General features: G+C 53.8%; 22 protein-coding genes. 12 read left to right on the top strand and 10 right to left on the bottom strand.

The features are described from left to right. The first annotated feature begins 4 nt into the window (after positions 1–4). The gene (locus ACW73I_RS03600; protein ID WP_458027852.1) at positions 5–1,480 is read left to right on the top strand and encodes a RimK family protein; all 1,476 of its coding nucleotides are present in this window, start codon (positions 5–7) and stop codon (positions 1,478–1,480) included. A gap of 246 nt (positions 1,481–1,726) precedes the next feature. Here ACW73I_RS03600 and ACW73I_RS03595 read toward each other — a convergent pair whose 3' ends face one another. Continuing rightward, positions 1,727–2,110 carry a GFA family protein gene (locus ACW73I_RS03595; protein ID WP_458027851.1) on the bottom strand — a complete coding sequence of 128 codons (384 nt, stop codon included), beginning with the start codon at positions 2,108–2,110 and terminating at the stop codon, positions 1,727–1,729. A 373-nt stretch (positions 2,111–2,483) separates the two neighbouring features. Between ACW73I_RS03595 and ACW73I_RS03590 the strand changes: the two genes are divergently transcribed. The 4 genes from ACW73I_RS03590 to ACW73I_RS03575 are packed head-to-tail and all read left to right on the top strand — an operon-like array spanning position 2,484 to position 8,596. Beyond that, positions 2,484–3,410, top strand: coding sequence for a 3'(2'),5'-bisphosphate nucleotidase CysQ family protein (locus ACW73I_RS03590; protein ID WP_458027850.1), 927 nt, complete (start codon positions 2,484–2,486; stop codon positions 3,408–3,410). Further along, complete coding sequence (locus tag ACW73I_RS03585; RefSeq protein ID WP_458027849.1) at positions 3,385–3,570, top strand: hypothetical protein; 186 nt, start codon at positions 3,385–3,387, stop codon at positions 3,568–3,570. Before ACW73I_RS03590 ends, ACW73I_RS03585 begins: the two co-directional genes overlap by 26 nt. An 18-nt stretch (positions 3,571–3,588) precedes the next feature. Then, a complete protein-coding gene (locus ACW73I_RS03580) occupies positions 3,589–5,022 on the top strand; it encodes a toll/interleukin-1 receptor domain-containing protein (protein ID WP_458027848.1) in 1,434 nt (477 codons plus the stop codon). Then, complete coding sequence (locus ACW73I_RS03575) at positions 5,015–8,596, top strand: WD40 repeat domain-containing protein (RefSeq protein ID WP_458027847.1); 3,582 nt, start codon at positions 5,015–5,017, stop codon at positions 8,594–8,596. Before ACW73I_RS03580 ends, ACW73I_RS03575 begins: the two co-directional genes overlap by 8 nt. On the opposite strand, the gene ACW73I_RS03570 is transcribed toward ACW73I_RS03575, so the two are convergent. Continuing rightward, a complete protein-coding gene (locus ACW73I_RS03570) occupies positions 8,591–9,658 on the bottom strand; it encodes a helix-turn-helix transcriptional regulator (RefSeq protein WP_458027846.1) in 1,068 nt (355 codons plus the stop codon). The genes ACW73I_RS03575 and ACW73I_RS03570 overlap by 6 nt on opposite strands. A gap of 358 nt (positions 9,659–10,016) precedes the next feature. Between ACW73I_RS03570 and ACW73I_RS03565 the strand changes: the two genes are divergently transcribed. The 7 genes from ACW73I_RS03565 (at position 10,017) to ACW73I_RS03535 (ending at position 19,461) form a co-directional block, all read left to right on the top strand. Further along, entirely contained in the window at positions 10,017–12,902 is a 2,886-nt protein-coding gene (locus ACW73I_RS03565; RefSeq protein WP_458027845.1) for a peroxidase family protein, read from the top strand. Positions 12,903–12,927: 25 nt separating this feature from the next. Next, positions 12,928–13,878 (top strand): hypothetical protein, encoded by a 951-nt coding sequence (locus ACW73I_RS03560; RefSeq protein ID WP_458027844.1) that lies wholly within the window; start codon positions 12,928–12,930, stop codon positions 13,876–13,878. Between the two features lie 13 nt (positions 13,879–13,891). Next, positions 13,892–14,344 carry a hypothetical protein gene (locus ACW73I_RS03555; protein ID WP_458027843.1) on the top strand — a complete coding sequence of 151 codons (453 nt, stop codon included), beginning with the start codon at positions 13,892–13,894 and terminating at the stop codon, positions 14,342–14,344. Between the two features lie 29 nt (positions 14,345–14,373). Next, complete coding sequence (locus ACW73I_RS03550; protein ID WP_458027842.1) at positions 14,374–15,675, top strand: hypothetical protein; 1,302 nt, start codon at positions 14,374–14,376, stop codon at positions 15,673–15,675. A gap of 15 nt (positions 15,676–15,690) precedes the next feature. Next, complete coding sequence (locus ACW73I_RS03545) at positions 15,691–17,214, top strand: Dyp-type peroxidase (protein ID WP_458027841.1); 1,524 nt, start codon at positions 15,691–15,693, stop codon at positions 17,212–17,214. After that, positions 17,211–18,410 (top strand): catalase family protein, encoded by a 1,200-nt coding sequence (locus ACW73I_RS03540; protein WP_458027840.1) that lies wholly within the window; start codon positions 17,211–17,213, stop codon positions 18,408–18,410. The genes ACW73I_RS03545 and ACW73I_RS03540 overlap by 4 nt, the downstream gene beginning before the upstream one ends. A gap of 157 nt (positions 18,411–18,567) precedes the next feature. Then, positions 18,568–19,461, top strand: coding sequence for a hypothetical protein (locus ACW73I_RS03535; protein ID WP_458027839.1), 894 nt, complete (start codon positions 18,568–18,570; stop codon positions 19,459–19,461). Positions 19,462–19,515: 54 nt separating this feature from the next. Here ACW73I_RS03535 and ACW73I_RS03530 read toward each other — a convergent pair whose 3' ends face one another. The 8 genes from ACW73I_RS03530 to ACW73I_RS03495 all read right to left on the bottom strand — a co-directional run bounded on the left by ACW73I_RS03530 (position 19,516) and on the right by ACW73I_RS03495 (position 24,816). Continuing rightward, on the bottom strand, positions 19,516–20,220 hold the full coding sequence (locus ACW73I_RS03530; protein WP_458027838.1) for a response regulator: 705 nt from the start codon (positions 20,218–20,220) through the stop codon (positions 19,516–19,518). Further along, entirely contained in the window at positions 20,220–22,976 is a 2,757-nt protein-coding gene (locus tag ACW73I_RS03525; RefSeq protein ID WP_458027837.1) for an ATP-binding protein, read from the bottom strand. The genes ACW73I_RS03530 and ACW73I_RS03525 overlap by 1 nt, the downstream gene beginning before the upstream one ends. Before the next feature lie 314 nt (positions 22,977–23,290). Beyond that, positions 23,291–23,434: a hypothetical protein gene (locus tag ACW73I_RS03520; protein WP_458027836.1), complete on the bottom strand. Its 144-nt coding sequence runs from the start codon at positions 23,432–23,434 to the stop codon at positions 23,291–23,293. After that, entirely contained in the window at positions 23,431–23,661 is a 231-nt protein-coding gene (locus ACW73I_RS03515) for a DUF2281 domain-containing protein (RefSeq protein ID WP_458027835.1), read from the bottom strand. The genes ACW73I_RS03520 and ACW73I_RS03515 overlap by 4 nt, the downstream gene beginning before the upstream one ends. 73 nt (positions 23,662–23,734) lie before the next feature. After that, complete coding sequence (locus ACW73I_RS03510; protein WP_458027834.1) at positions 23,735–23,995, bottom strand: Txe/YoeB family addiction module toxin; 261 nt, start codon at positions 23,993–23,995, stop codon at positions 23,735–23,737. After that, entirely contained in the window at positions 23,995–24,207 is a 213-nt protein-coding gene (locus ACW73I_RS03505; protein ID WP_458027833.1) for a hypothetical protein, read from the bottom strand. The genes ACW73I_RS03510 and ACW73I_RS03505 overlap by 1 nt, the downstream gene beginning before the upstream one ends. Before the next feature lie 80 nt (positions 24,208–24,287). Beyond that, positions 24,288–24,449 carry a hypothetical protein gene (locus ACW73I_RS03500; RefSeq protein ID WP_458027832.1) on the bottom strand — a complete coding sequence of 54 codons (162 nt, stop codon included), beginning with the start codon at positions 24,447–24,449 and terminating at the stop codon, positions 24,288–24,290. Between the two features lie 4 nt (positions 24,450–24,453). Then, the gene (locus ACW73I_RS03495) at positions 24,454–24,816 is read right to left on the bottom strand and encodes a transposase (RefSeq protein WP_458027831.1); all 363 of its coding nucleotides are present in this window, start codon (positions 24,814–24,816) and stop codon (positions 24,454–24,456) included. Positions 24,817–24,861 lie beyond the last annotated feature (45 nt).

Here is a 24,861-nt window from a genome sequence, read left to right as displayed (position 1 = left end):
CGCTATGGCAAGCACACTGTTGGTGGTGGACGATCTTTCGGATTGGAGTCCTTATTACCCTAGCGAACGGGTGATCAGTTTTGAGCAGTATCTTGCCGGCGACAGAGTCAGTGCCGAACAGCGCGTGCGCGTGATCAATCTGTGCGGCAGTTATGCCTATCTGTCCGACGGTTATTACTGTTCCTTATTGGCGGAAGCGCGCAACCACCACGTGATTCCGTCGGTCAAGGTCATCAACGATTTGGGCAAGAATGCGTTATTTCGCTTGCAACTGGAGGATTTTAGCCAGCCGCTGGCGCGTGCCTTCAAGCATCAGGACAAGAACGGCGAATTCGTCTTACACAGCTATTTCGGCATCACGCAGGACACCGCGTTTCAGGAGCTGGCCCGGCTGTTGTTCGAGCGCTTCCCGTGCCCGGTGCTGGAAATCACCTTACGCCGGCAACAGCATTGGGAGATCACCGACCTAAAGGCCGTTTCGCCGCGCGATCTGGACGATGAAATGCAAACCCTGTTTGCCGATGCCTTGGATCAATACAGCAAGAAAGTGTGGCGTAAAAGCCGCATCCGCAAGGCGGCGCGTTACGATTTGGCGATCCTGATCGATCCGGCCGAAAAACTGCCGCCCAGCAATCGCAGGGCTTTGACCAAGTTCATCAAGACCGGCAGGCAAATGGGTATCGACGTGGAATTGATCACCCAACATCATTTCGGCCGCATTCCGGAATTCGACGGCTTGTTCATCCGCGAGACCACGGCGATCGACCATCATACCTACCGTTTCGCCAAGAAAGCCGAAGCCGAAGGCTTGATGGTGATCGACGATCCTACCTCGATATTGCGCTGCGCCAACAAAGTCTATTTGGCCGATTTGTTTCGTACCTATAAGGTGCCGTCGCCGCGCACTTGGATATTGCATAAGGGCAATACCGAGCATTTGAATACCGTGGAGCAGGCATTGGGTTTTCCGATGGTGATCAAGATTCCGGACGGCTCGTTTTCGCGCGGCATCGTCAAAGTCAACAACCGCCGGGAGCTGGATGCTGGCGTGGCGGAGTTATTCGAGCAGTCGGCTTTGTTATTGGCGCAGGAATTCGTTTATACCGATTTCGATTGGCGCATCGGCGTATTCAACAACAAGGCCTTGTACGCTTGCCGCTATTTCATGGTCAAAAATCACTGGCAGATCTACCGTCACGGCGGGCGCCGGACCGACAGCGGCGACTTTACCACGATGCCGACCTTCGAAGTGCCCAAGGCGGTATTGGATGCGGCGTTGAAGGCCACGCAAGCCATAGGCGACGGCCTGTATGGGGTCGACGTCAAGGAAATCGACGGCAAGGCCTATGTCATAGAAGTCAATGACAATCCCAACATCGATGCCGGCATCGAAGACAAGTATTTAGGCGACGAATTGTACCGGGTGATCATGAGCGAATTTTTGCGGCGCATGGAGAACAGGAGCAAGGGTTCCGAATAATTCGGCCTTTTGCCGTGTTGAGCTTGGGCTGTGGCAGCGACCCTGCCGCAGGACGGAACATGTCGCAAACGCCCTCGGTTCTCGCGGGAGAGGGCGGGGTGAAGAGGGTATACAATGTCAGTGTTTGCTTTATCTCCTTCTAAGCTTCTCGGCAACCGCGCCTTGCGTTGCTTTACCTTCTTCATGCTGCCGTCCCTAAGGAAGAAGGATCTGATTTAAGTTTTCCGCAGCCTGTTAAACAAATCCCTATATTTCCTTGCTTTTATGGGCTAGCGTATGCGCATTTTCTTCCCAATTTCGACCGTCAAAATCAACGATTTTCATAGTTGAGGGCTTGGTGTCCAGGCAGCGTACGTTGACGTCGATACCGTCCGGATTCGACCGGGGAGTGTAAAACGCTTTAATGCCGCATGTTTTACAGAAGGTATGCGTTGCAATGCCGGTATTGAATTTATAATGAGCGAGATTGTCCGCTCCGCTTACCAGCCTAAAGTGACTTAAAGGCACTATTAAGTGAAGATATCCGGATTTAGAACAGATAGAGCAATTGCAATTTTCGACTTCGATATTTGCCGGTGCTTCAACCTCAAAAGTCACTGCCTGGCAATGACAACTACCTCTATAGATCATGGTTTACTCCTTTGTGCGTGGCGATGCCGTATCGGCTAATATTTGTCTGTCACTCGATATTCGTCAAGGTGCGGATGTGGATTTTCAATACTCCTGCGGTTGCGGGGATGAGCATGAACGCCGGCGGCTAGAGCGCCTCTCGCCGGGCTTTTATTTTCAATTCCCGAGATACGCACTAAAATTCAAGGAAAACAGCGTCGATATCGACCGGATCTAAATCTAATAAAACCGGCGGCCGCCGTTTCGCGGGGCATAAGCCGGTTTTTATCGCTTCATACCGGGCTGGAATCCTAGCCCTTCGAAAATCGATAATTACGGCGAACTCGTTACCGGAGCGGTCGTCGCCGTTTACAGAACGAGTCATGGAGAAAAGATGCGGCTATCTGCGGACGATTTATTTTTGTTAAGCCAGTGCGCTATCTCGGCGGCCTATCAGGCCGGCCATATCGTCGCAAAACAGGCTCAACGCGAGGTGGCGGTCAAGACAAAAAGCGGCGGCGGCAGTTGGGCCGCTCAGGTCGTAACGGAGGTGGATCATCTAAGCCAGGATTGTATCCTGCAGACATTGCTGCCGACCTGCAATCAATTCGATATCGCCATGCTTTCCGAAGAAATCCCGGACGATCGGAGCCGCCTGCGTAAAGATTATTTCTGGTGCATCGATCCTTTGGACGGCACCTTGCCGTTTATCGAGGGTGTTCCCGGTTATTCGGTGTCGATCGCGCTGGTGGCTCATGACGGCACACCGATGATAGGCGTGGTCTATGATCCTTTAACTCAAACGCTTTACCATGCGATTAAAGATCGAGGGGCTAGGCGTAATGGTCAAGTGCTGGAAACATCGTCGCTACGGCCGTCTACAAGTCAAACGCTGACGCTAATCACGGACAAGAGTTTTGTGCAAGATCCGTTATATCAAAAAACGCTGATCGGGCTAGGGCGCATGGCCATTGATTTGGGTTACGCCGGCGCGACGATTTTGTTACAAGGCGGAGCGACAATGAACGCCTGCCGAGTATTGGAACATTCGTCCGCGTGCTATGTGAAATTTCCGAAACCTCACGCGGGCGGCGGCAGTGTCTGGGATTATGCCGCGACCTCGTGTTTGTTCCGGGAAGCCGCCGCGCCGGTTAGCGATATTTTCGGCAAACCATTGCTGTTGAATCCGGTCGGTTCGACATTCATGAATCATTGCGGCGTGTCGTATTGCACCAATCAGCTGATCGCCGAGCGCATAATCGGGCTTTTTCAACAAGTCAGTGGAGATCATCCGAATGGCAAGCGAGGCGATACTGATTGAAATCGGGTTGCTATTGAATTCGCCGCAACGCAGTACCTTGGATCAAATGGCCGAACCCGTTTTGATGCTCGTAAACTTGTATTGCGTTATAGGCGGTGATACCAAGGGTATCGCCAACCTGGCGGGTTTTGGCGGGAAACGGAATATCGAAGCGATCTAATTGAAGGCCAAAAATACGATGAGCGACCCATTCCTTTCAACTCCGATACCTGATGTCGATTCAGGCGAGGCCTTCAACGACGCCGACTGGTTTTCATTGTTACAGTCGCTGAAAGCCGGCAACGTCATTCCCATTGTCGGTCCGGATGCCTTACAGGTCGAATACCTGGATCAGAGCGGCGACCGGCATGTCGGGCCTTTTTACCGCCTGGTCGCGAGCGATCTGCTGAAAACGTTTCAGCTGGAACCGGCGGCCGACTTGCTTGAACAGACCTGGGTATTGCATAAAGCCGTTAATGCTATTTTGGCGCAAAAAGGCGCAGGTCTGGAACAGCGGATACGCCGAGAAATATCGCGCTTAATTGCGTTTCAGAGCGAACAAGTCCAGCCTGCCGAATCGTTGCGCCAATTGGCCAACATCGGCGTTTTCAATTGGTTCGTCAGTCTGACGCCCGATAACTTGCTTGAGCGCGCCATGGAAGGTGGTAATGGGAGCGCAGGCCTACGGTGGAATTCGTTTTCGCCGCGCGAAGCGTCCGAATCGATTGCCGAATTGAATTTGCTCAGGCCCGGCGAGCGTGGAGTTTTTCAGTTATTGGGTAGTTTTACCAACGTCGCCGGCGGCTTCGCGATTCACGAAGAAGATACCTTGGAATATTTGTATCAGTTGCAATCGACCGCGGCGCGGCGTTTTGCCGGTGTTTTGTCGGAATTGCGCCGCCGCGATAAGTTCCTGATCGGCTGTAATTTTCCGGATTGGTTTGGTCGGGCCATGTTAAGGCTGCTGAACGACAACCGGTTTTCGGCCAAGGATACGGTGGATTTTTTGTTGCCGCAGGTCGATGACGCCGGCTTGCGGGCATTTTTGAGCCGGTTTAGTCCGACAACGCTCGGTTTTGAGCAGCCCCCCGGCTTTTTTATCGAAAAACTGGCCGAGACTTTTACCGGGTCTACGCAAAAATCGTTCCGTCCGGGACAGCTTAAAGCCAATGCGCCTACGGTCTTCGTCAGCTATGCCAGCGAAGATGCCGAGGCGGCGCGCCTTACCGCCGACCAATTGTTAAGTCTCGGATTCAGCGATGTGTGGCTGGATAAGAAGAAACTGATAGGCGGCGACGATTGGTCTAATCGCATCGAAGACGCGATCGAGAAATGCGATTTTTTCATGCCTTTGTTATCCGCACAGGCCGACCGACGCCGCGAGGGCGTGTTTTGGGAAGAATGGCGTTTGGCCGTGGCGCGGGCCAGGCGGATACGGGACGCGTTCTTGTTGCCGGTCGGCATCGATAACGAAGTGGCTAACAAAACCCGTTATCTACGGATAGGCGGCGGCGATACCAAGATATTTTTCGAGAAACAGATATTACACGCCCCTTCGGGCGTTTTCGGGCCGGATGACCGGCAGGCGCTGACCGAACGTTGCCGCCGCTTCGCGGAGACATTTCATGGCTGATGCGCTAGTCCTCGATGCCGAACATCCTTGGCCTTGGCTGGACGCCTTTCCGGAGTCGGCCGAACGCTTTTTCAATGGCCGGGATGAGGAAAAAGCCGCGTTGTTCCGCTGCCTGCTGTCCGCTCCGGTCACGGTGTTGTTCGGTAAATCCGGTCTGGGCAAATCCTCCTTGTTGCAAGCCGGATTGTTTCCGCGATTGCGCGAGGAACGCCTGTTGCCGGTTTATGTGCGTTTGCTGCATGACAGCGACGCCCCTTGTGCTTCGGCGCAAATCGTCAAACGCCTGTGCGAAGAAGTTTATCGTAGCCGGGCAGCCGCTCCCGATAGTCATGCGCTTAACTACCGTTACCGAGAAGAGGTGGAAGATCGCGCGGAAGCCATTGTATTCACGGACGATCTTTGGGCCGAGCTGCATAGGAGCGACATCGAATTGCTCGATGGCAACGGCAAGCGCTGGCAGCCGGTATTCGTGCTGGACCAGTTCGAAGAGATCTTTACATTGGCCGCGCAAAATCCGGCTCGCCAGCAACAATTGTTTTACGAATTGGGCGATCTGCTGGAGAACCGGATTCCGAAAACATTGGCCGAACGCCTGAATAGCGATGACGAATTGTTCGACCAGTTGAATCCGGATATTCAGCCTTACCGGTTTTTGATTTCTTTGCGGGAAGACTACCTGCCGGATTTGGAGGAATGGAGCGAACTGATCCCCAGATTGGCGCTGAACCGTTTCCGTTTGCTGCCGATGTCTAGGAATCAAGCGATCGACGCCGTCGAGAAAACCGGCGGTCGCTTGGTCGATCATAACGATGCCGAAAACATCGTCCGCTACTTATCCGATGCGCGAGTCAAGCAAGCGGCCAGCCCGCACAAAAGACGCGGTCCCGGCCAAATCGAACCGGCGCTATTGGGTTTGATGTGCGCCGGGTTGAACGACGAGCGCATCAATGCCGAGCAAGCCAAATTGAAAACCGACGACTTGGCCCAGTCGGGCGGTTTGATCGTCGAACGCTTTTACGATGATGCCCTTAAGCGCTTACCGGATACCGCTGGGGAATTTATCGAACAGCGTCTGATAACCTCCGACGGGGTGCGCTTGGCTTATCCTATCCGTTCGGTCGCGAACGAAAAGAGCCTAAATCAAGAGCATCTGCAAATTCTGTTGGACAAGCGTTTGTTACGCCGCGAGGCCCTGGAAAGCGGTGACCGCATAGAATTGGTGCACGACCGGCTGGCGCAAGTGGCCTTGCAACGCCGCCTGCAGCGGCAAGAATATTTGGACGCGCTGAAGGAAAAGCGCCGCCGCTTGCGCTGGCTGCTGGGGGGCGCCAGCTTGATATTATTGCTGACGATGTTTGCCGTTTATATGTGGCATGCCCAGGACAAAGCCTGGCAGGCCGAAACCAAAGCTAAAAATGCCTGGATGGTGGCTACCGGCACAAGGCTGGTGATTGAGGGTGGCTCGATTACCGCAGGCACACGTGAAGGTGGCACCATGATGGGTTTGTTAAAGGTGATCGCCGGTTATCGTTTGGCCAAGGCTGCCAACAGCGGCGAGGCATTGCTGGACGAAGTTCTGCAAACTGAATACCTCAAATTTCTGCCGTTGAAATGGCTGCGCGAGAGCAGCGCCCTAGTCTCTAGCGTTGCCTTTAGCCCGGACGGCACTCATATCGTTTCCGGCAGTTACGATAACACCCTGCGCTTGTGGGATGCCAAAACCGGTGCAGCGATCGGCCAGCCCATGACCGGCCATACCGCTCCTGTACATAGCGTCGCCTTCAGTCCGGATGGCAACCGTATCGTTTCCGGCAGTGCAGATAAAACGTTGCGATTGTGGGATGCCAAAACCGGTGCGGCGATTGGCCAGCCCCTCGCCAGCCATACCCAAGAGGTTACGAGCGTCGCCTTCAGTCCGGATGGCAACCGTATCGTTTCCGGCAGTTACGATAACACCCTTCGCTTGTGGGATGCCAAAACCGGTGCCGCGATCGACCAGCCCATGACCGGCCATACCGCTCCGGTACATAGCGTCGCCTTCAGTCCGGATGGCAACCGTATCGTTTCCGGCAGTTGGGATAACACCCTGCGCTTGTGGGATGCCAAAACCGGTGCCGCGATCGGCCAGCCCATGACCGGCCATACCGCTTCGGTACATAGCGTCGCCTTCAGTCCCGATGGCAAATGTATCGTTTCGGGCAGTATGGATACAACCCTACGCTTGTGGAATGTCAATACCGGCACCGCGATCGGCCAGCCTTTAATCGGCCACTCAGGTGATGTCCAGAGTGTCGCATTTAGCCCCGACGGCAACCGCATCGTTTCCGGCAGTTGGGATAAAACCCTACGGTTGTGGGATGCCAATACCGGTACTTCGGTCGGCCAGCCATTGACCGGCCATACCAGTGGGGTTCTGAGTGTCGCCTTCAGCACGGATGGCCGCCGTATCGTTTCTTGCGGTTACGATAATACGCTTCGGCTGTGGGACGCTCAAACTGATATTGCCAATGGGCAACCCTTGATCGGTCATACCTTACCGGTCGAGAGTGTTGCCTTCAGCCGGGATAGTAGTCGCATAGTTTCTGGCAGTTGGGATGCAACACTTAAGTTATGGGATGCCAAAACTGGTCTCGCCATTGGCCAGCCTTTGACCGGCCATACCGAACGAGTCTGGGCCGTTGACTTTAGCCCGGACGGTCGCCGCATCGTTTCCGGCAGTGAAGATAAAACGTTGCGATTGTGGGATGCCAAAACCGGTGCCGCGATCGGCCAGCCCTTGACGGGCCATACCGAATCAGTCTGGAGTGTTGTCTTTAGTCCCGACGGTAGCCGCATCGTTTCCGGCAGTGAAGATAAAACGTTGCGGTTGTGGGATGCCAAAGCCGGTGCCGCGATCGGCCAGCCCATGACCGGCCATACCGCTTCGGTGCATAGCGTCGCCTTCAGTCCGGATGGCAACCGTATCGTTTCGGGTAGTATGGATACAACCCTACGGTTGTGGAATGCCAATACCGGCACTTCGGTCGGTCAGCCATTGACAGGTCATACCGGACCGGTCTTTAGTGTTGCTTTCAGTCGGGACGGCGGTCGCATCGTTTCAGGCGGTGACGATGGCGAATTACGGCTGTGGGATGCCAAAACTGGAGCGGCGATCAGTCATTATGCAACCGGCACCGGATCGGTCGACACTGTCGCCCTCAGTCGGGATGGCAACCGTATCGTTTCCGGCAGTTGGGATAACACCCTGCGCTTGTGGGATGCCAAAACCGGCGCAGCGATCGGCCAGCCATTGACTGGCCATACCAGTGGGGTTCTGAGTGTCGCCTTCAGCCCGGACGGCAGCCGCATCGTTTCCGGCAGTTACGATTCAACTCTACGGTTGTGGCCCGTCTTCGACGGTTGGGCCGACGAGCTGTGCAAGAAACTCGACCGCAACATGAGCCGCAAGGAATGGCGCGAGTGGGTTTCGCCCGAAATCGCCTATCACGAACAATGTCCCGGTCTGCCGGTTCCAGCGGACGAAGCCGAAGAAGAGCGGGCCCCGCCGGCAAACCCGGTCGAAGCCCCATCATAAGGAAGTCAGCGTAACCAGTTTTTTCATCAGTTCCGCCTGGCTGTGCACTTCCATTTTTTGCATGATGTGCTTGATGTGATTCCGGACGGTTTCCTGCGAGCGGAAGCTGTTGGCGGCGATATCCGGAATCGACGGGGTATGCATGAAATCGAGCGCGCACATCGCTTCGCAGGGCGATAAATGGTAAATGCCGGTCAAGCGGTCGATGATCTGGTTTTTTCCGTTGTTATAGACGAAGGCCAGAATGTAGCCGTCTTTGAAACATTCCCATTGGTAAAGATTTTTTAACGAGGAAATGGGGATCAATATGATTTGACAGCTGTGGCAGTGATTCGGAATATCGGCACAGCGGTTGTTTTCGATGAGTGCCAGTAGCTGACGTTCCACATCGTGATGTTTCATGCCAAAGCGATTGCCGGTGATTTGGACGCAATCCATTTGACTGAGGATGGATACCAAAATCGGGTCGGAAAACAGAATATTCAATTTCCGGTCGACAATGATATAGGCGTCGAAATGCCCGCCCAGCTGATGCCGCAATTGCTTGTCAATTTTTTGCCGTTGCTCGGCATGAATGGCGTTTTCCAAGGCAGGGATGATGCTTTGCAGGGTATGGATGGCCTGTTGCTGTTGATCCGGGTTACAGGCGGTTTTGCGATTGACTATCAGGCTTAAGGCATGTTTGTGATTACAAGGAATGGATAAACCAAAGCGGTAATGTTGATGGTCGGGCGGAATAAAATCCGATTCGGGCGCTTTCAATCCGAAGCTTGCCAACGTCCCGTTGTAAAAGGCGCGGTAAGGATGCTTGCTGATGAACTGGTTGAAACCATCGAGTTTGTTGAATTTGCTCTCGTAAGAGGCTTTATAGTCCGGCTGAATACGCTTGCTGAATAGAAAATGCGTATTGCCGCTGTCGTTCAAATCGGTGGCCAGCAGTACGCCGGAGTCGCAGGCCAGCAGATGGATCAACTCGGTTAAAAACTGTTCCCATACCAGGGTTTGGCCCGGCGCATTCGCTAAAAACAAGTGCAAGCGTTCATTGTCGGCAATCTGATTCATTACCCGCCCCCGTTAGTTAATAAGCGTATTCGTCCTCAGTACGCGGTATCCGGAATAAGCTATTAAGCGCCAAACCTTTCTGAAATGATTCGGAGGGCGTTGATAAGCGTATTTTTTGCCGAGCCTATGGTATCGGGGTCTATTTCAGACGAAATTATCGTTTGCGAATATCAGAATCCCACCCGATGGATTCAGCGCATTCCATCTCGGCCCATGCCATGTAGTTTAGTCGCTAAATAGATGATTTTTATTCGAATGACCTATTTGGGTCATGACGCTATTACAACATTTGTTCTAAGCTGACTCAACTTTTCTCTGAACGGGATTGGATTACTCAACGGTTACGGGAGATAAGAACATGACGAGGAAATTCACATTATTGCTGCTGTTCGCGGGGACGTTTTTTCAGGCCGGCCTATGCGGCGCCGTGCCCGGAATCGACAAAGAAAGATTAAAAGCGGATAAGGCTTGCCTGGCAATGACGGCTAAAGGGCTAAGGCTCATCGCGACCGAGCAGACCGGGCGCTTTTTGGGTAAAGTCGATGCCGACACGGCCGAATGCCGGGGCGGCGAAAAGGCCTTGGCCGGCCGTCAGTCGGTTTGGGTGGATTGGCAGAATTACTGGGGTGCGGGCGACGAGAGTAGCAAAGTCGTCGGCTGGGAATCGATTACAACGATAGGCAAGCATTTGAATCCTAACGGTCGCGGCATAGACGGCGCGTTGATGGATCTCGAATATCAGCGTATGGAGCTAATCCGTTTCAATTTGTACGACAACAAGACCTACGAGACATACATCAAAGGCAAGGACGGACTGGTAGGACCTATCGTAAAAGTTTGGGACGAAATGAAATTACCGTCGTCTCATCCTAAATACGCCGAGGTGACCGGTGCCGACGGCAAACAGCTTTGCAAAGGCGAGCTGATACGTCACCGAAACCTGACCGGCATTTGTAACGATATTTACAATCCGGCCATGGGCTCTACTAATCAGCTGTTTGCCCGCAATGTCAGTTTCGATTCCACGTTTCCCGAACAGCGCGCCAACGAGTTGGTACGCAATCGCCACGGCGAGCGTTTAAGTTTGTTAAAACCGGATCCTCAGGTGATCTCGCGCAAGCTGTTTACCCGCCAGCAAACGAATCCGGAACTATGTAATCAAGGCAAAGGATTGGAGGGCGATCCGGCCAACGCGAATTGCGATTATAAAAAGGCGCCATTTTTCAATGTGTTGGCTGCGTATTGGATACAGTTCATGACGCACGACTGGTTTTACCATTTGCGCGAAGGCCATAACAGCGATCAGAAAATGCCGGTCGGCTGTACGACCGAATTGGTTGATAACAAAGAGCAGCCGATTAGCGAAGAACAAGCGAAAAAATTGGGCTGCCGGCCTAAAGACAGAGTCGACGTGGCTTTCGTTGCCGACAAAGAGCCCGCCCCGACCTTCGAATACAACGGAAAAACCTATCTGAAACGCGCTCCGCGCACCACGCAAAATACGGTGACCGCCTGGTGGGATGCTTCGCAAATTTACGGTTTCGATGAGTTGTCGCTGAAACGCGTCAAACGCGATCCCAAGGACGGCGCAAAGCTGTTGATGCAGCCGCGCGGCGATCACGCCGGTGCCGGAGAAAGCCAGGGTTATTTGCCTGTTTTCGAGGATAGTGATCCGATCAATCCGGCATGGAAAGGCCAGGAAGCCGCCGGCTTCGCGGATAACTGGACGGTCGGATTGAGCTTTTACCATAATCTGTTCGTGCGCGAACACAATCTGTTCGTCGATGCGTTCAGAGCGTTGGCGGCCAAGAATCCGAAGGCGGATTCCGGCTTGCGCGATCCGGCCAAACCCGACAAGGTCATCGCCTATAAAGACGTCAGCGACGAGGAGTTGTATCAAGTCGCGCGTTTAGTGGTCGCGGCCGAAATCGCCAAAATTCATACCATCGAATGGACCACCCAGTTGCTGTACGACGAACCCCTGTATTTGGGTATGAATGCCAACTGGAACGGTTTGGTGGAAAAAGACGATCCGGTTAATAAAGTGTTAGGCAAGATCGTCACCAATTATTTGGCCAAATCGCCCAAGGAAAAGAAAGCCAATCAAATTTATTCGGTGTTTGCGTCCGGCGCCGGCATTACCGGTCTCGGCAGTCACCGTTACAAAGACGGTTTGTTTTCCGGCGGAAAAGACATTTGGGATTTGCGTAATCCCGAGCATGTCAACGGCGGCGTGAACCATTTCGGCTCGCCGTTCAATTTTCCGGAAGAATTCACCACTGTTTACCGCTTGCATCCCTTATTGCCCGATTTGCTGGAATTCCGCGAGCTGAAAACCGCAAACGATGTGAGCCGGAAAGTGCCTATAGTCAGTACCTTCCGGGGCAAAGCCACGCAAGCCATGACCGATGGCGGACTGAGCAATTGGGCGCTCAGCATGGGCCGGCAACGTTTGGGGCTCTTGACGCTGCAAAATCACGCGCAATTCCTGCAAAACCTGGAATTGCCGCGCCTGCAAAGCGAGACCAATCTGATCGATATCGCCGCGTTGGACTTGATTCGCGACCGGGAACGCGGGGTTCCGCGCTTCAATGAATTCCGGCGCCAATACGGCTTGAAACAGTTGACCAGCTTCGATGATTTCGTCGATTGGCGCTTGCCGAAAGACAGTGCCGAATATAAGGAGCAAAAGCGTTTAGTGGGATTGCTGCGGGAAGTCTACGGCCAGCATAAATGCGACGCCGGCAAAGTCATTACCGATGCGCAATTGAACGACGATGGCACGCCGATCAACGATTGCTTGGGCCATCCGAACGGCAGTTTGGTCGATAATATCGAAGATGTCGATACCGTGGTCGGCTGGCTGTCCGAGTTTCCCAGGCCGCACGGTTTCGCCATTTCCGAAACCCAGTTCCATGTCTTCATTTTGAATGCGTCCCGGCGCTTGTTCAGCGACCGCTTCTTTACCTCCAGCTTCCGTCCGGAATTTTATTCCAAGCTAGGCGTGGACTGGGTCACCAACAACGGACCCAACGGCAAACAATATGAGCCTAAGCCATCCAACGGTCATAAAGTCGAGATCTCGCCTTTGAAACGCATCATGCTGCGTACGATGCCTGAACTGAAAGACGAATTGGCCGGCGTCGTCAATGTGTTCGACCCATGGGCGCGCGACCGCGGCGAATACTATACCTTGCAGTGGAAACCGCGCGGCGCGGCGGTTCTCGATAGCAGCTTCAAATGATCGCCGAATGTCGGGAGGAGGGCATATGAAACGCCAAATGGGCATCGACGAGCTGGTCGCTGAGATGAACCGCTGCATTGATGCGATTGCGGCCATGGAAAAGGAAGGCGATCATATTCCCAGATTAAATCAAGTGAAGACCGTGGCCTGTGTCGACGCCACGTTCGAGGTACACGAAGACATTCCGGACGAGCTTAAAAAAGGCCTGTTCTCCAAGCCGGCTTCTTATCCGGCTAGGCTGCGCTTCGCCAACGCCACCAGCTTGGACGACTCGGAAAAAGACATTCGAGGACTGTCGATCCGCGTATCCGACGTCGAAGGCGAAGTGTTGTGGGGTCAACCCGGCCAGCAGGACTTTTTATTGAATAGTTATCCGGCATTGTTTGTGGCGACCCCGGAAGAATTCCTGACTTTCATTCAGGCCCGTGAACATGACAAACAACTGTGGTTTTTTGTGAATCCCCTGGACCCGCATCTGAAATCGTTGTGGATCGTCATCCAGTCGCGCAAGAAACATCTTTGCCCGTTCGACGTCCGTTACTGGAGTACCGTGCCGTTTCGGCTGGGTAAGGAGAGCGATATTGCCGTTAAATATTCGGTGATTCCGTGTTCCGATTACCGGACCTCGCAGCCGGTGGAGCCGGGACGCCATCAATTGCGCGCGGCGATCAAAGCCCATCTCAAAAACGGCCCGGCACGGTTTCATTTTGCCGTGCAAAAACAATCCGACCCTCGCAGTATGCCGATAGAAGATGCGTCAGTTATTTGGGACGAATCGGTTTCGCCGTTCCAGACCGTGGCGACCATCACGATTCAAGATCAAGAATTCGATGATCCCGAAGCTTTAGCGGCCTGCGAACGCAGCAGTTTCAACCCGTGGCAAGCATTGGCGGACCACGAACCGCTGGGCCGCATGAACGAGGTCCGCCGTCTGGTTTACGCTCACGCCGCGGCGATGCGCAATCAATCGCAATGAAGGAGTAAGTCCGATGAACGAAACCGTCAATAGCTGGTTAAGCAAGTCGCGAGAAGAGCTCGATGAAATTTACCGTAACGCGCAGCCGGGCGAGATCCCGACGGGCGACACCCAGGGTACCGCCATTTTAGCGGGTTCGATTTTTGCCAAGTTGGTGGCGTTCTGGGCGGCCTTGTATGCGTGGCAGGGCAAGGTGTTCGATTTGTTTTGTCCGCGCGGCGACGCCGGCTTGCTGGTCAATAAAATCACGCCGTTCAGCTTGACCTTCATTGTCGCCAAGGTTTACCGGGACAATAGCTGGTTGGACCAAAAAGAAACGATAGTAATCGACTATTCGCGCACCTCGTTCTTCGCCAAAAAAATCCGCGACGAAATCCGCGAAGTCGAGCCGGGCGTGTATCTGGGCAAGGTCTGGTGGGGACGTAAGCGCGTTCTGGATTTCGCGCTGGTCCGCAAAGACGGCTAGCCGTTTGGATCGGGTTCGGAGACAGTTAGATGACGCCCCAGTCCAATTTCATGATCGTCGCGGCTGTGAGGGACGGCCGGAAAGACGCGCTGCGCGAGCTATTGTCCGGCATGAACAAGAGCGTGGGTTTGGCCGACCCAACTAATAAGCTAGTGCCGTTCGGTCAGTTCCAGCGGCTGCACGTGGCCCGTTTTGCAATCATAGAAGCCGTCACGGCCGACGAGATCAGGGCCTTCGGCAAGAAACCGTATCCCTGGCAATCGACCTTGGTGTTCTTGGGCGATTTCGACGGCGACAGAAAAAGTTTTCTGGCCGACTTGGCCAAGCGGGCCGAATCGGGGTTGCGCCGGATTTTCAGCCATTGCGAAGGCTATTCCGATCAAACCGATTTGTTGCGCTGGATGCTGGCGCGCAACGTCAAACCGGCCGCGAACTATGTGAACTGGATGGGGCGCACCGTGCGCCAGGTGCATGAAGAAGCCGCTTTACATCAATCATTGCGTGAATATTTACCCAAAGCCGTCGCCGAAGTGGGTGGGGAAAATATACGCGCGGTCCGGCAGAAATTGTTGTCGCATGTCGAAATGCAAAAATATGCCGGCACCCTCTATCTGACGCCGAAAGAAGCGACGCCGTGGGGCTGGCTGATCCGCAACTGGCTGCACAAGGTCGGCGTGCCGTTGATCTTGCTGTTGCTGTCGCCGCTATTCTTGTTGCTGGCGCCTTTTCTGGCGTTGCGCCTTAGAATGTTGGAGCGCTCCGATCCCGAGCTTTTCATACGCCCCGGCCGCGAGCATATCGAGGCCTTGGCATACAAGGAAGACCGCGAAGTCAGTAACCAGTTTAACGTGTTCGGCGACATCAAGCCCGGGCTTTTTCGTTTACTGACCTTTAAGTTTCTGATGCTGTTGACCGACTATACGGCACGGCATGTCTATAACCGTGGCTTTCTAACCCGCATCAAAACCATACACTTCGCCCGCTGGGTCCTTTTAGACCGTAACCGCCGGGCTTTTTTCGCCAGCAACTACGACGGCAGCCACGAAAGTTACATGGACGATTTTATCAATAAGGCGGGCTGGGGACTGAATGCGACTTTCAGTAGTGCGGTCGGTTATCCGACTACCCGCTGGATCATCAAGGACGGCGCCGAGCGCGAACAGCAATTCAAATACACCCAACGCCGCCATCAACAAGGATCGGAAGTCTGGTACAAAGCTTATCCCGATCTGACGGCGGTCGAGTTGGCAAGAAATACTCGTATTCGCAAGGGCGTGGAAATTCGTCAAGAAAACGATGACGAACTGCGCGAATGGCTCAGCGAAATCTAATTTCGGGATTCGGCGATGAATAAGTCCAGCGATTTTGAATTTGAAGACCTGCAAGGTCTGATACGGTTCGGCTATCGCAAGCTGACCGAAACCAGCTTTCTATTGCTGAACGTGGCTGACGCTCAGGCGGCGAAAGCCTGGTTGAAACAGGCTCCGATCAGCAATGCGGCCGAGTCCGATCCTCCGCCCAAAACGGCCTTGCAAATCGCGTTTTCGGTGGACGGCCTGCGTGAATTGGGCCTCGACGAAACGGCGATTAACGAATTTTCGGACGAATTTATCGTCGGCATGAGCGGCAATGAAAGCCGCTCCCGCCGCTTGGGCGACGTCGCCGCCAATGCGCCGGCCAAGTGGGAATGGGGCGGTAAGCCCAAACGAGTACCGCATATTTTATTGCTGATGTATGCGACCACTAAGAACGGCTTGACCGCATGGCGCAAGAAAGTCGAAGGCAAGGGCTTTGCGTCCGCCTTTAAGGATGTGCGCGAGCTACCGACCTTAAATATCGGCGATATCGAACCCTTCGGTTTTGTGGACGGTATCAGCCAGCCGAAACTGGATTGGGAAAGACGGCAAGCCACCGATAGCCACAGCCGCGATGCTTATTCGAACCTGTTAGCGCTGGGCGAAGTGATTTTGGGTTATCCGAACGAATACCGGCAATACACGGTCAGGCCTTTGCTCGATCCCCAAAAAAATAGTCTGGCGAGCGAACTGCCCAATGCCGAAGACCAACCCGAGTTGAAGGACTTTGGCCGCAACGGCAGCTATCTGGTGTTGCGGCAATTGGCGCAAGACGTGCCGGGTTTCTGGCAATTCGTCAATAAGGCTGCCGGACCCGATCCCAGCCAGCGCGAAGCGTTGGCGGCCGCCATGGTCGGCAGGCATAGAGACGGCACACCGCTGATGCCTCTGAGCGATGGCGACATTCCGGGTATTCCCGTTAATGACCATCTGAATCGATTCAAATATGATACCGACCCTAAGGGCTATATTTGTCCGGTCGGTGCGCACGTGCGCCGAGCCAATCCCCGTACCGGCGATTTGCCGTCGACCAGTAAGTGTATCTTTAGCCGACTGATCCGGATTTTGGGTTTCGGCGGCAAAAATCCCGAGGAAGACTTGATTGCATCGACGCGTTTTCATCGCCTGCTGCGGCGCGGCCGCACTTACGGGCCCTTGCTTAAGCCGGAAGACGCCGTGAAGAAAGATGCGCCGAAAGAAGCGCGCGGCTTGCAATTTATTTGCCTGATGGCCAATATCGGCCGCCAATTCGAATTCGTGCAGAATGCCTGGATGGTGAACAGCAAATTTGCCGGGCTACAGCAACAGCAAGACCCGCTGCTAGGTGATCGTGAGCCCTTAAACGACGGCAGTCCGACCGATCGATTTCATCGTTCCGAAGCGGACGGCCCTAGTCCGACAATCGGTCCGCTGCCTCAATTCGTCACGGTTCGCGGCGGCGCCTACTTTTTCATGCCGGGGCTAAAGGCAATCAACTATTTGGCAAGCCTGCCGAATCGGGGAGATGAGTCGTGAGCATCAAAAACTGTATCTTAATGGCCATTCATTGGTTTCTAATGCAGATTTTATATTTCGAACGCCGTTTGGAGCCTTTTTTCAGGCCGCAATGGGATAACTGGTTTCGCGAACCCGGCACCCGTTGCGTGCAGTTTTTGATCAACCTGCGCCGCAAAAACGAAGGTTTGAAGATCGCCGAGGAAACATTCGATCCGGATGAAGAGGAAAGCCTGAACGGCATCATCGATCTGATGGCCGACCAGATGCGCAGCCGCTTCAAGCCGGGCGGTTACGAACGCGGCGGCAATACCAAGACCCACGGCGTGGTCAAGGCCACGGTAACGATACGCGACGACCTGCCCGAAAATTGTCGCGTGGGCGTGTTCGCCGAGCCGCGCAGTTATCCGGCTTACGTTCGATTCGCCGGGCCAGGGCCCAATGTGCCGGCCGATATTCAGGACGTGGGTTTCATGAGCATGGCGGTCAAATTGATGGGGGTGCCGGGCAAGAAATTGATGGATGAAGAAAAATTCACCCAGGACTTCATCACCACCAGCGGCGGTGCCACCTTCGTGACGCCCAATACCCGGGAAAACGTCAAGCTGCAGTATTGGAGCTTGCGGAATATGCCGCTGTTTTATTTCATCAACCCCTTCGATACCCATCTATTGGACATGGCGCAACAAAGTCTGTGGAATGCGACCCAGTACAATCCCTTAGGCCAACGTTATTGGAGCTGTACGCCTTATCTGTTAGGCGAGGGTCAGGCCATCATGTTCAGCTTCGTGCCCAAATCCGATGTCTATAAAAAGATTAAGGGCGTGCCGTTCGGCGAAGTGCCGTTCAACTATTTGCGGGAGAACATGGTCACGACCTTGGCGCATCAGGACGTCGAGTTCGACCTGATGATACAACTGCAAACCGATCCGCACCGGATGCCGATCGAAAACGGCGCGGTGCGCTGGCCGGAAAAACTGTCACCGTTCATTCCGGCCGCAACCGTGCATATACCGAAACAAATATTCGATACCCCGGCCATGGCCGAGTTTACCAAGCGACTGAAAATGAACCCCTGGCATTGCCTGCCCGAGCACAGGCCATTGGGTAATCTGAATCGGGCCCGTTTTAGGTTGTATTTCGAGCTATCCAAATTCCGCCAGGAAATGAATCAGGTCAGCCATTTGGAGCCTACGGGCGACGAGGTGTTTGATTGAGGCTATGATCGGGTGCGTTTTCGAATAGCTTGTCATTGCATAGAAGCTGCCGCCGGCGCGATTGAAAAAGGAATCAGAATAGCTCGACAAAAACCTCATCGTGGCGGGTTTGCGGCAGAATCGTTACCTTGTTGGTTGACGTTGAGAGGAGGGCGATATGAATTCCGATCCAAATAATCCGGTTGAATTGAGCAATGATGAAATTGCTTTGCTGGTGGAGAAAAAAGCCACCTGCCCGTTTATCGGCAGTGCCGTCGCTCAAAGGGAACTGTCCGTAAGGAATAGCGCTAATAAGCCGCTTGCCGGTATCGAAGAAGTCAGAAATCTCGGAAATGCAGGCGGAGGCGATCTCGGCGACCTGCTGGTGCACTTCGCTAGCGGTAATCACGCATATATGCCGGGCGATAGCGGTAAATTGGACATGCCCGTGCCAAACGGTTTGTTCTCGCTGGATTTCCCCGGTTCGCAAGGTTCTCATCCGGGACATAGCGGTATTCTCCAGCAGGCTCCGGACATACCCGGCTCGGGGCGTTTCAGCGAGGAGAACTTTGAAAGGTTGACCGGCCGCGCGCGAGACGGGTGGATCAAACGCTCCGATGTAGGGCGCTTTATTGCCGAAAATTTGCTGAAGGACCCGGAATCGAAAGTGTTCATGAAATCTGCGTTTGCGGCACTGGGAAGCGATCTGGTCGAACTGGCCAAAACCGCGGGTGCGGCCTTGTTGAGCAAGTTTCTCGGCGGGGAAGATGAACCGAAAAAGGATTACCGGGATATCGAGGAAAAACTGACCAAACTTGCCGGGGAAAACAATCTGATAGGCTCCTCCGGCGAGTTCGGCCTGCTCTTCGCTTTCTTGGCAAATAAGCCTGGCGCGCAACAGATCGATGGCGAGCCCGCGATATCGGTCGAGGATCTTAGGACGATGTTTGTGGATAAGCGTCTGCCCGATGGCTGGAAGGCCTGGAAAAAAACGCGGAAGGATTGGGTGATAAACACGACAGCATTAGTGATCGGTGCGGGCAAGGAGTACCATTCGCTCAAACCGGACTGACAATTTATTAAATCAGAGGTGTGTGTACCCAGCCCAAGGTATAGATTAAAGCACCTATTCGTCTTTTATTTTAAGCCGATACCCCAGGCCAGATTCAGTGACCAAGTACTGCGGCTTAGCCGGGTTGCTTTCGAGTTTGGCGCGCAACTGGCTCATGTACATGCGTAAGTAATGCACGTTATCCTGATAGGGAGGCCCCCACACTTCTTTCAGAATCTGGCGGTGGGTCATGACCTTGCCGGCATTTTTGGCCAACGCGGCCAGCAAGCGGTATTGAATCGGCGTCAAGGCGATTTCCCGGCCGTCGAGGCTGACCAAGCGTTTGTTCAAATCCACTCTCAAGCCGCCGGTCACCAACACATCGTTGCTTAACGATTGCTCCTTCCTGTTTGCATGGCGCAAGGCCACTCGAATTCTGGCGATCAGTTCGTCTATACCGAAAGGTTTGGTCAAATAATCGTCGGCGCCCCGGTCGAGTGCATCGACTTTTTGCCGTTCCCGGTTACGAGCCGATAACACGATAATCGGCAGCGTCGACCATTTGCGAATGGCTTCGATAACCTCGATGCCGTCCATATCCGGCAGACCCAAATCCAAAATCAGCAGATCGGGCTTACGCATGCCGGCTTCGATGATGCCGCGCTTGCCGGTATCGGCTTCGTATACGGTGAATCCTTGAAGACGCAAAGCGGTCCGCAGAAATTGGCGTATAGCCCGTTCGTCTTCGATGATAATGATGACGGGATCGGTTTTAGACATCAGCTAACGGAGCCCCCGTCCTCGGGTATGACCAGTGGCGGCATCGGCTCGTTCGGCAGCGTAATGGTAAATACCGCACCGCCTTCCGGCCGGTTTTGCGCGCGAATTTTGCCGCCGTGGACTTCGACGATCGCCCGGCAAATCGCCAAGCCCAAACCGACGCCGCTTTGCGCGGTTTCGTGGCGGACCTGATAGAATTTTTCGAACAATTTTTCCTCTAGACCTTTCGGAATCCCCGGGCCATGATCGGCAACGGTAATTTCGACATGGCCGCCCAATGCTTCCGCCGCGATTTCCAGCGCGCTACCGGCCGGCGTGTAACGCACGGCGTTTTCCAACAAATTGATCAATACCTGTTCTATCATGACCGCGTCGACATGCAGCATGGGGATATCCGGCTGTATGCGCACATCGACCGGCCGGTCGGCAAGCGGTTTCCGCAAACGCTCCAAGGCGACACCGATAAGTTCTTCCAGAGGGCACCATTGCTTGTTCAATTCGGCAATGCCGGCATCCAGACGGGCCATGTCGAGGATGTTGTTGACCAGATTGGTCATGCGCTCGGCTTCGTCGACGATGGCGAAACTCAGTGCCTGCCTTTCCGGCGAGGACATTCGGTTTTCGTTGGCCGCCAAGGTGCCGGCCGAACCGACGATGCTGGCCAGCGGCGTGCGCAAATCGTGAGAAATCGCGCTAAGTAGGGAATTGCGCAGGCGCTCGGCCTCGATCTGCATTTGCGTCAACTTGGCTTGTTCTGAAAAGCGAATCCGCGTCAAGGCTTGAGCGATCTGCCGCAGGAAGGTTTCCAGCAATTTCTGTTGTTCCGGCAAAAACAGCCTGCGCAGGTTGACCGGCAACAAGGCCAACACACCCAATACCTTTTCTCCGTCGTAAAGCGGAAAATAAATGGCAGCCGCGCCCGGCAACGTGTACGTGCCTTGCCCCGCCATCTCGTTATGGTCGTAGACCCATTGCGCGACGCTGAGGTCGGCACCGCGCAGGGATTGCGATAAGCCGGGCCGCCGGGGGTAAACCAAATGCCCCGAGGCATCCGGAAACAAAATCACGTTGGGACTGCTGAACTCCGCATACAAATGCTTGACGGCGATAGCGACGATGTCCTGCTCGGTTTGGCTTGTCGCCAGCTCCTTGCTGATCGCATACAGCACCGACGCACGGCGTTCCCTGTGCGCGGCCACTTTGGCTTGCGAGCGGACGTTGATCATCAAATTACTGATGACGATGCCGACGATCAACATCACGGCGAAGGTGATCAAATATTGGCTGTCGGCCACCGTCAAACTCAAATACGGTTTGACGAACAACACGTCGAACATGCCGACCGCCAATACCGAAGCCAGGATGGACGGGCCGCGTCCGAAGCGCATCGCGATATAAACCACCCCCAGCAAAAACACCATGACCAGATTGGCCAGCTCCAGGCGCCGGAACAGAAAATGCCCTAACAAGGTACTGATAACGGTCACCGCCACGGCCCAGACATAACCGCGATAACGCTTTTGCAACCTGGGCGGAATGCGTTGCCCAAGCCCCGGAGGCGGCGGCTTTTTAAATAGAGAAGATTCGACGATTTCGAGGACATCGTCTTCTCGATGTTGGCGGCTACCCAACAAGTAGATATTGATGTTATGGGCATGGCTGATCAATGTATCCACCACCGATCCCAACAACCAGCGTTTCCAACCGCGCCGGCTGGGTTTGCCGACCACGATCTTGTTGATGTTGCGCTCGCGAGCCAAACGAATGATGGCTTCGCTCATATCCGGCGAACTCAAGGTCACTGTTTCGGCGCCGAGCTGTTCGGCCAGCCGCAATATTCGCAACACCGCGTCGCGTTTTTCCGCGGACAATCTGGCCAGTCGCGGGGTTTCGACATAAGCCACCACCCATTCGGCTCTCAATCCGGCCGCCAAGCGTTTGCCGGCCCGCACCAAACGCTCTGCTTGCAGATTGGGACCTATGCACACCAGAATCCGCTCGCCGACTTGCCAGACTTCTTGAATCGCGTGATCTTCCCGGTAATCCAGCATGTCCGCATCGACCCGGTTGGCGGTCTGCCGTAACGCCAATTCGCGCAGTGCAATCAGATTGCCTTTGCGGAAAAAATTCTGCATGGCGAGTTCGACTTGTTGCGGAATGTAAACCTTACCTTCCTTGAGCCGGGTCAATAATGCGTCCGGCGGCAAATCGACCAATTCGACTTCGTCTGCTTCTTCGAACACGGTATCCGGCACGGTTTCCCAAATCCGAATTCCGGAAATCTGGCCGATGTCGTCGTTCAGGCTTTCCAGATGCTGCACGTTCAGCGCGGTGTAAACGTCGATGCCTGCTTCCAGCAGTTCTTGAATATCCTGCCAGCGTTTCGGATGTCGGGAACCCGACACGTTGGTATGCGCGAGCTCGTCGACCAGGATCAACGCCGGCCGTCTTTTCAAGGCCGCGTCGATGTCGAACTCTTCAATAATATTGCCACGGTAATGCATTTGCCGCCTCGGCAACTGTTCCAACCCAGCGAGCAAGGCTGCCGTATCCTGGCGGCCGTGAGTTTCCACCAAACCGACGACGACATCGAGATTTTCCGCCCGCCGTTCCCGCGCGGCCAGCAACATCGCATAGGTCTTGCCGACGCCGGCCGCCGCGCCGAAAAATATCTTCAAACGCCCGCGCTTGGCCTTGGCCGCATCGCGTTCGACGCGAGCCAACAGTTGGTCGGGATCGGGGCGTTCGAGGTTCATGAAAGTCGGTATAGACTGTTGACTAGCCAAGATAGGTCTAGTTTACGGCTATGGTTATATAAATGCCGTAAATATTCCGGCTGGAAGGCTGTACCGTGTTTTACGGCTTGTAATGGCTGGCTTTTAAAATCACAAAAGTTACCGGCGAACGAATTGCGGAGCCAATGCAAGCGAGCGGTGGTTGCTTTGATTTTGGGTTAGCCCCTCGTCAGCAGGCGGCCCACGAGCGACGTTCATTCCAAATCGTCAAACGGCAAATAATCTCCAGTTAGCGGCCGGTGATTTTTAGTGATGCGCAACGGCGAAGTTATTGATCACACGACGATGACCTTAATATCCTGATTGGTTGCCAGTTTTTTATCGCCCGTCAAAAACGGGTCTGCTTCGGTTTTTCGGCCTTGATCCTGTTGCGACTCGATCAGATAAATGACGGCGCAAGCGTCCAGGAACAGTTTCACGGCTGATCCCACTCGTCGCGAATGGTTTGAAATTCGGCGTTGATTTCTTCGTCGCTACGCTGTCCGATCGGCAAACTGTGAAGAAAAGCGGCCAAGGCTTCGTTGGCGCCGGGCGCCGGCGTTGAGTCGGGTTTGGATTCCAGAAATTCGACGAAATGTAAAACCTCCAGCGCTTTGGCGGGCGGAAGGGTTTTGACGTGTTGGTAGATGGTGTCGGCGATGCTCATAATGCTATTTTGTTTTCTAAAATTCGTCGGCTAGTTTTGATCGTGTGATTTGTTGGAGTCACTGTTAGCTAACTCATTCATAATGCGTCCACATCATGATGACCTTAATCGCCTGTTCGTTTTCCAAAACCTCATACACGAGCCGATGCTGTTTGTTGATACGCCGGGAAATCGCACCTTTTAAATCGCCTTTTAAAAACTCAAATTCAGGTGGATACGCATAAGGATCCTGCGTGATTAAGTCTAAAAGCGCCTGAGTTTTATTTTGTAAATTAGAGGCTTTGATTAATTTGGCGTCTTTTTTAGCGCGCTGGGTAAAGTAAAGCTTGTACATTACCAATCCAAACGATCCGAACACTCGTCCAAAGGCGTATTCAAACCATCGATAATCGCTTGCTTGATTTTCGGGTCTTTAGACAAATAGTCGCTGTCCGTCTCGGTATTGAGGGTGTTTTTGAGAAAAAGCACGAAATCCAGGACTTCTTTTTGGGAAGTCAGCGGCAGTGTGTTGATTTCTTGATGAATTTTTTCTTGCAGGGTATTCATTTTTTTACCTCCAGAGCTGATTAAACCATAGTAAATCGCAATCTGTTATTTCAATTGTTCACGCAAATTATTCGAGTCGTTTAATCCGGGTCGGCAAAGGAAAACGCCGCCAGTTCGCTGAGTTTGGCGTAACCGCGCACCACCCAAAAACCGCCCAAGGTATCGGAAAGTACGCCGCGCAAAGTAAACGGCCCAATCGACGAACCCACCAGAAAGCCGTCGGCATCGTGTTTCAAACTCATGCGTTTACCTCGCCTGATAACCGGGCAACCCTACCAACCCTACGAAGTATTGCAGGTACGGGCTTTCCTGAATCTGTAGCACGGTTTCCACATCAGTAAGACACAGCTTGTGTTTGATGACAACGGCGCCGATCACCAGTCGCGCGTCTTTCAAAGGCCGGCCTCGATCCGCGGGTAGGCCTTGATAATAGCTGTCCGCCAGTTCGTCCCACGGGATGCATTCACTGAGTTTGACCCAGCGGCTGTTTTTATCCAGTACCGTCTCAAACGGCCAATCGAATTCGGCAATCGTCAGTTGTTTTGAGCTGGTGGTTCGAATCATTGCTGCACGGTTTTTGAGGGTGGAGGCATGTTTTTTAGGCAGCAATTATAGCAAATCCGCCCAATAATTAATGATAATCAATGAGTTATA

This window comes from Methylomonas sp. MgM2 (genome assembly GCF_054172045.1).
This window is presented reverse-complemented; position numbering and strand designations above follow the sequence as displayed.

Coding starts and splice junctions, on each gene's coding strand:
- ACW73I_RS03600 (WP_458027852.1), top strand. CDS start 5: ATGGCAAGCACACTGTTGGTGGTGGACGATCTTTCGGATTGGAGTCCT.
- ACW73I_RS03595 (WP_458027851.1), bottom strand. CDS start 2,110: ATGATCTATAGAGGTAGTTGTCATTGCCAGGCAGTGACTTTTGAGGTT.
- ACW73I_RS03590 (WP_458027850.1), top strand. CDS start 2,484: ATGCGGCTATCTGCGGACGATTTATTTTTGTTAAGCCAGTGCGCTATC.
- ACW73I_RS03585 (WP_458027849.1), top strand. CDS start 3,385: ATGGCAAGCGAGGCGATACTGATTGAAATCGGGTTGCTATTGAATTCG.
- ACW73I_RS03580 (WP_458027848.1), top strand. CDS start 3,589: ATGAGCGACCCATTCCTTTCAACTCCGATACCTGATGTCGATTCAGGC.
- ACW73I_RS03575 (WP_458027847.1), top strand. CDS start 5,015: ATGGCTGATGCGCTAGTCCTCGATGCCGAACATCCTTGGCCTTGGCTG.
- ACW73I_RS03570 (WP_458027846.1), bottom strand. CDS start 9,658: ATGAATCAGATTGCCGACAATGAACGCTTGCACTTGTTTTTAGCGAAT.
- ACW73I_RS03565 (WP_458027845.1), top strand. CDS start 10,017: ATGACGAGGAAATTCACATTATTGCTGCTGTTCGCGGGGACGTTTTTT.
- ACW73I_RS03560 (WP_458027844.1), top strand. CDS start 12,928: ATGAAACGCCAAATGGGCATCGACGAGCTGGTCGCTGAGATGAACCGC.
- ACW73I_RS03555 (WP_458027843.1), top strand. CDS start 13,892: ATGAACGAAACCGTCAATAGCTGGTTAAGCAAGTCGCGAGAAGAGCTC.
- ACW73I_RS03550 (WP_458027842.1), top strand. CDS start 14,374: ATGACGCCCCAGTCCAATTTCATGATCGTCGCGGCTGTGAGGGACGGC.
- ACW73I_RS03545 (WP_458027841.1), top strand. CDS start 15,691: ATGAATAAGTCCAGCGATTTTGAATTTGAAGACCTGCAAGGTCTGATA.
- ACW73I_RS03535 (WP_458027839.1), top strand. CDS start 18,568: ATGAATTCCGATCCAAATAATCCGGTTGAATTGAGCAATGATGAAATT.
- ACW73I_RS03530 (WP_458027838.1), bottom strand. CDS start 20,220: ATGTCTAAAACCGATCCCGTCATCATTATCATCGAAGACGAACGGGCT.
- ACW73I_RS03525 (WP_458027837.1), bottom strand. CDS start 22,976: ATGAACCTCGAACGCCCCGATCCCGACCAACTGTTGGCTCGCGTCGAA.
- ACW73I_RS03515 (WP_458027835.1), bottom strand. CDS start 23,661: ATGAGCATCGCCGACACCATCTACCAACACGTCAAAACCCTTCCGCCC.
- ACW73I_RS03510 (WP_458027834.1), bottom strand. CDS start 23,995: ATGTACAAGCTTTACTTTACCCAGCGCGCTAAAAAAGACGCCAAATTA.
- ACW73I_RS03505 (WP_458027833.1), bottom strand. CDS start 24,207: ATGAATACCCTGCAAGAAAAAATTCATCAAGAAATCAACACACTGCCG.
- ACW73I_RS03500 (WP_458027832.1), bottom strand. CDS start 24,449: ATGAGTTTGAAACACGATGCCGACGGCTTTCTGGTGGGTTCGTCGATT.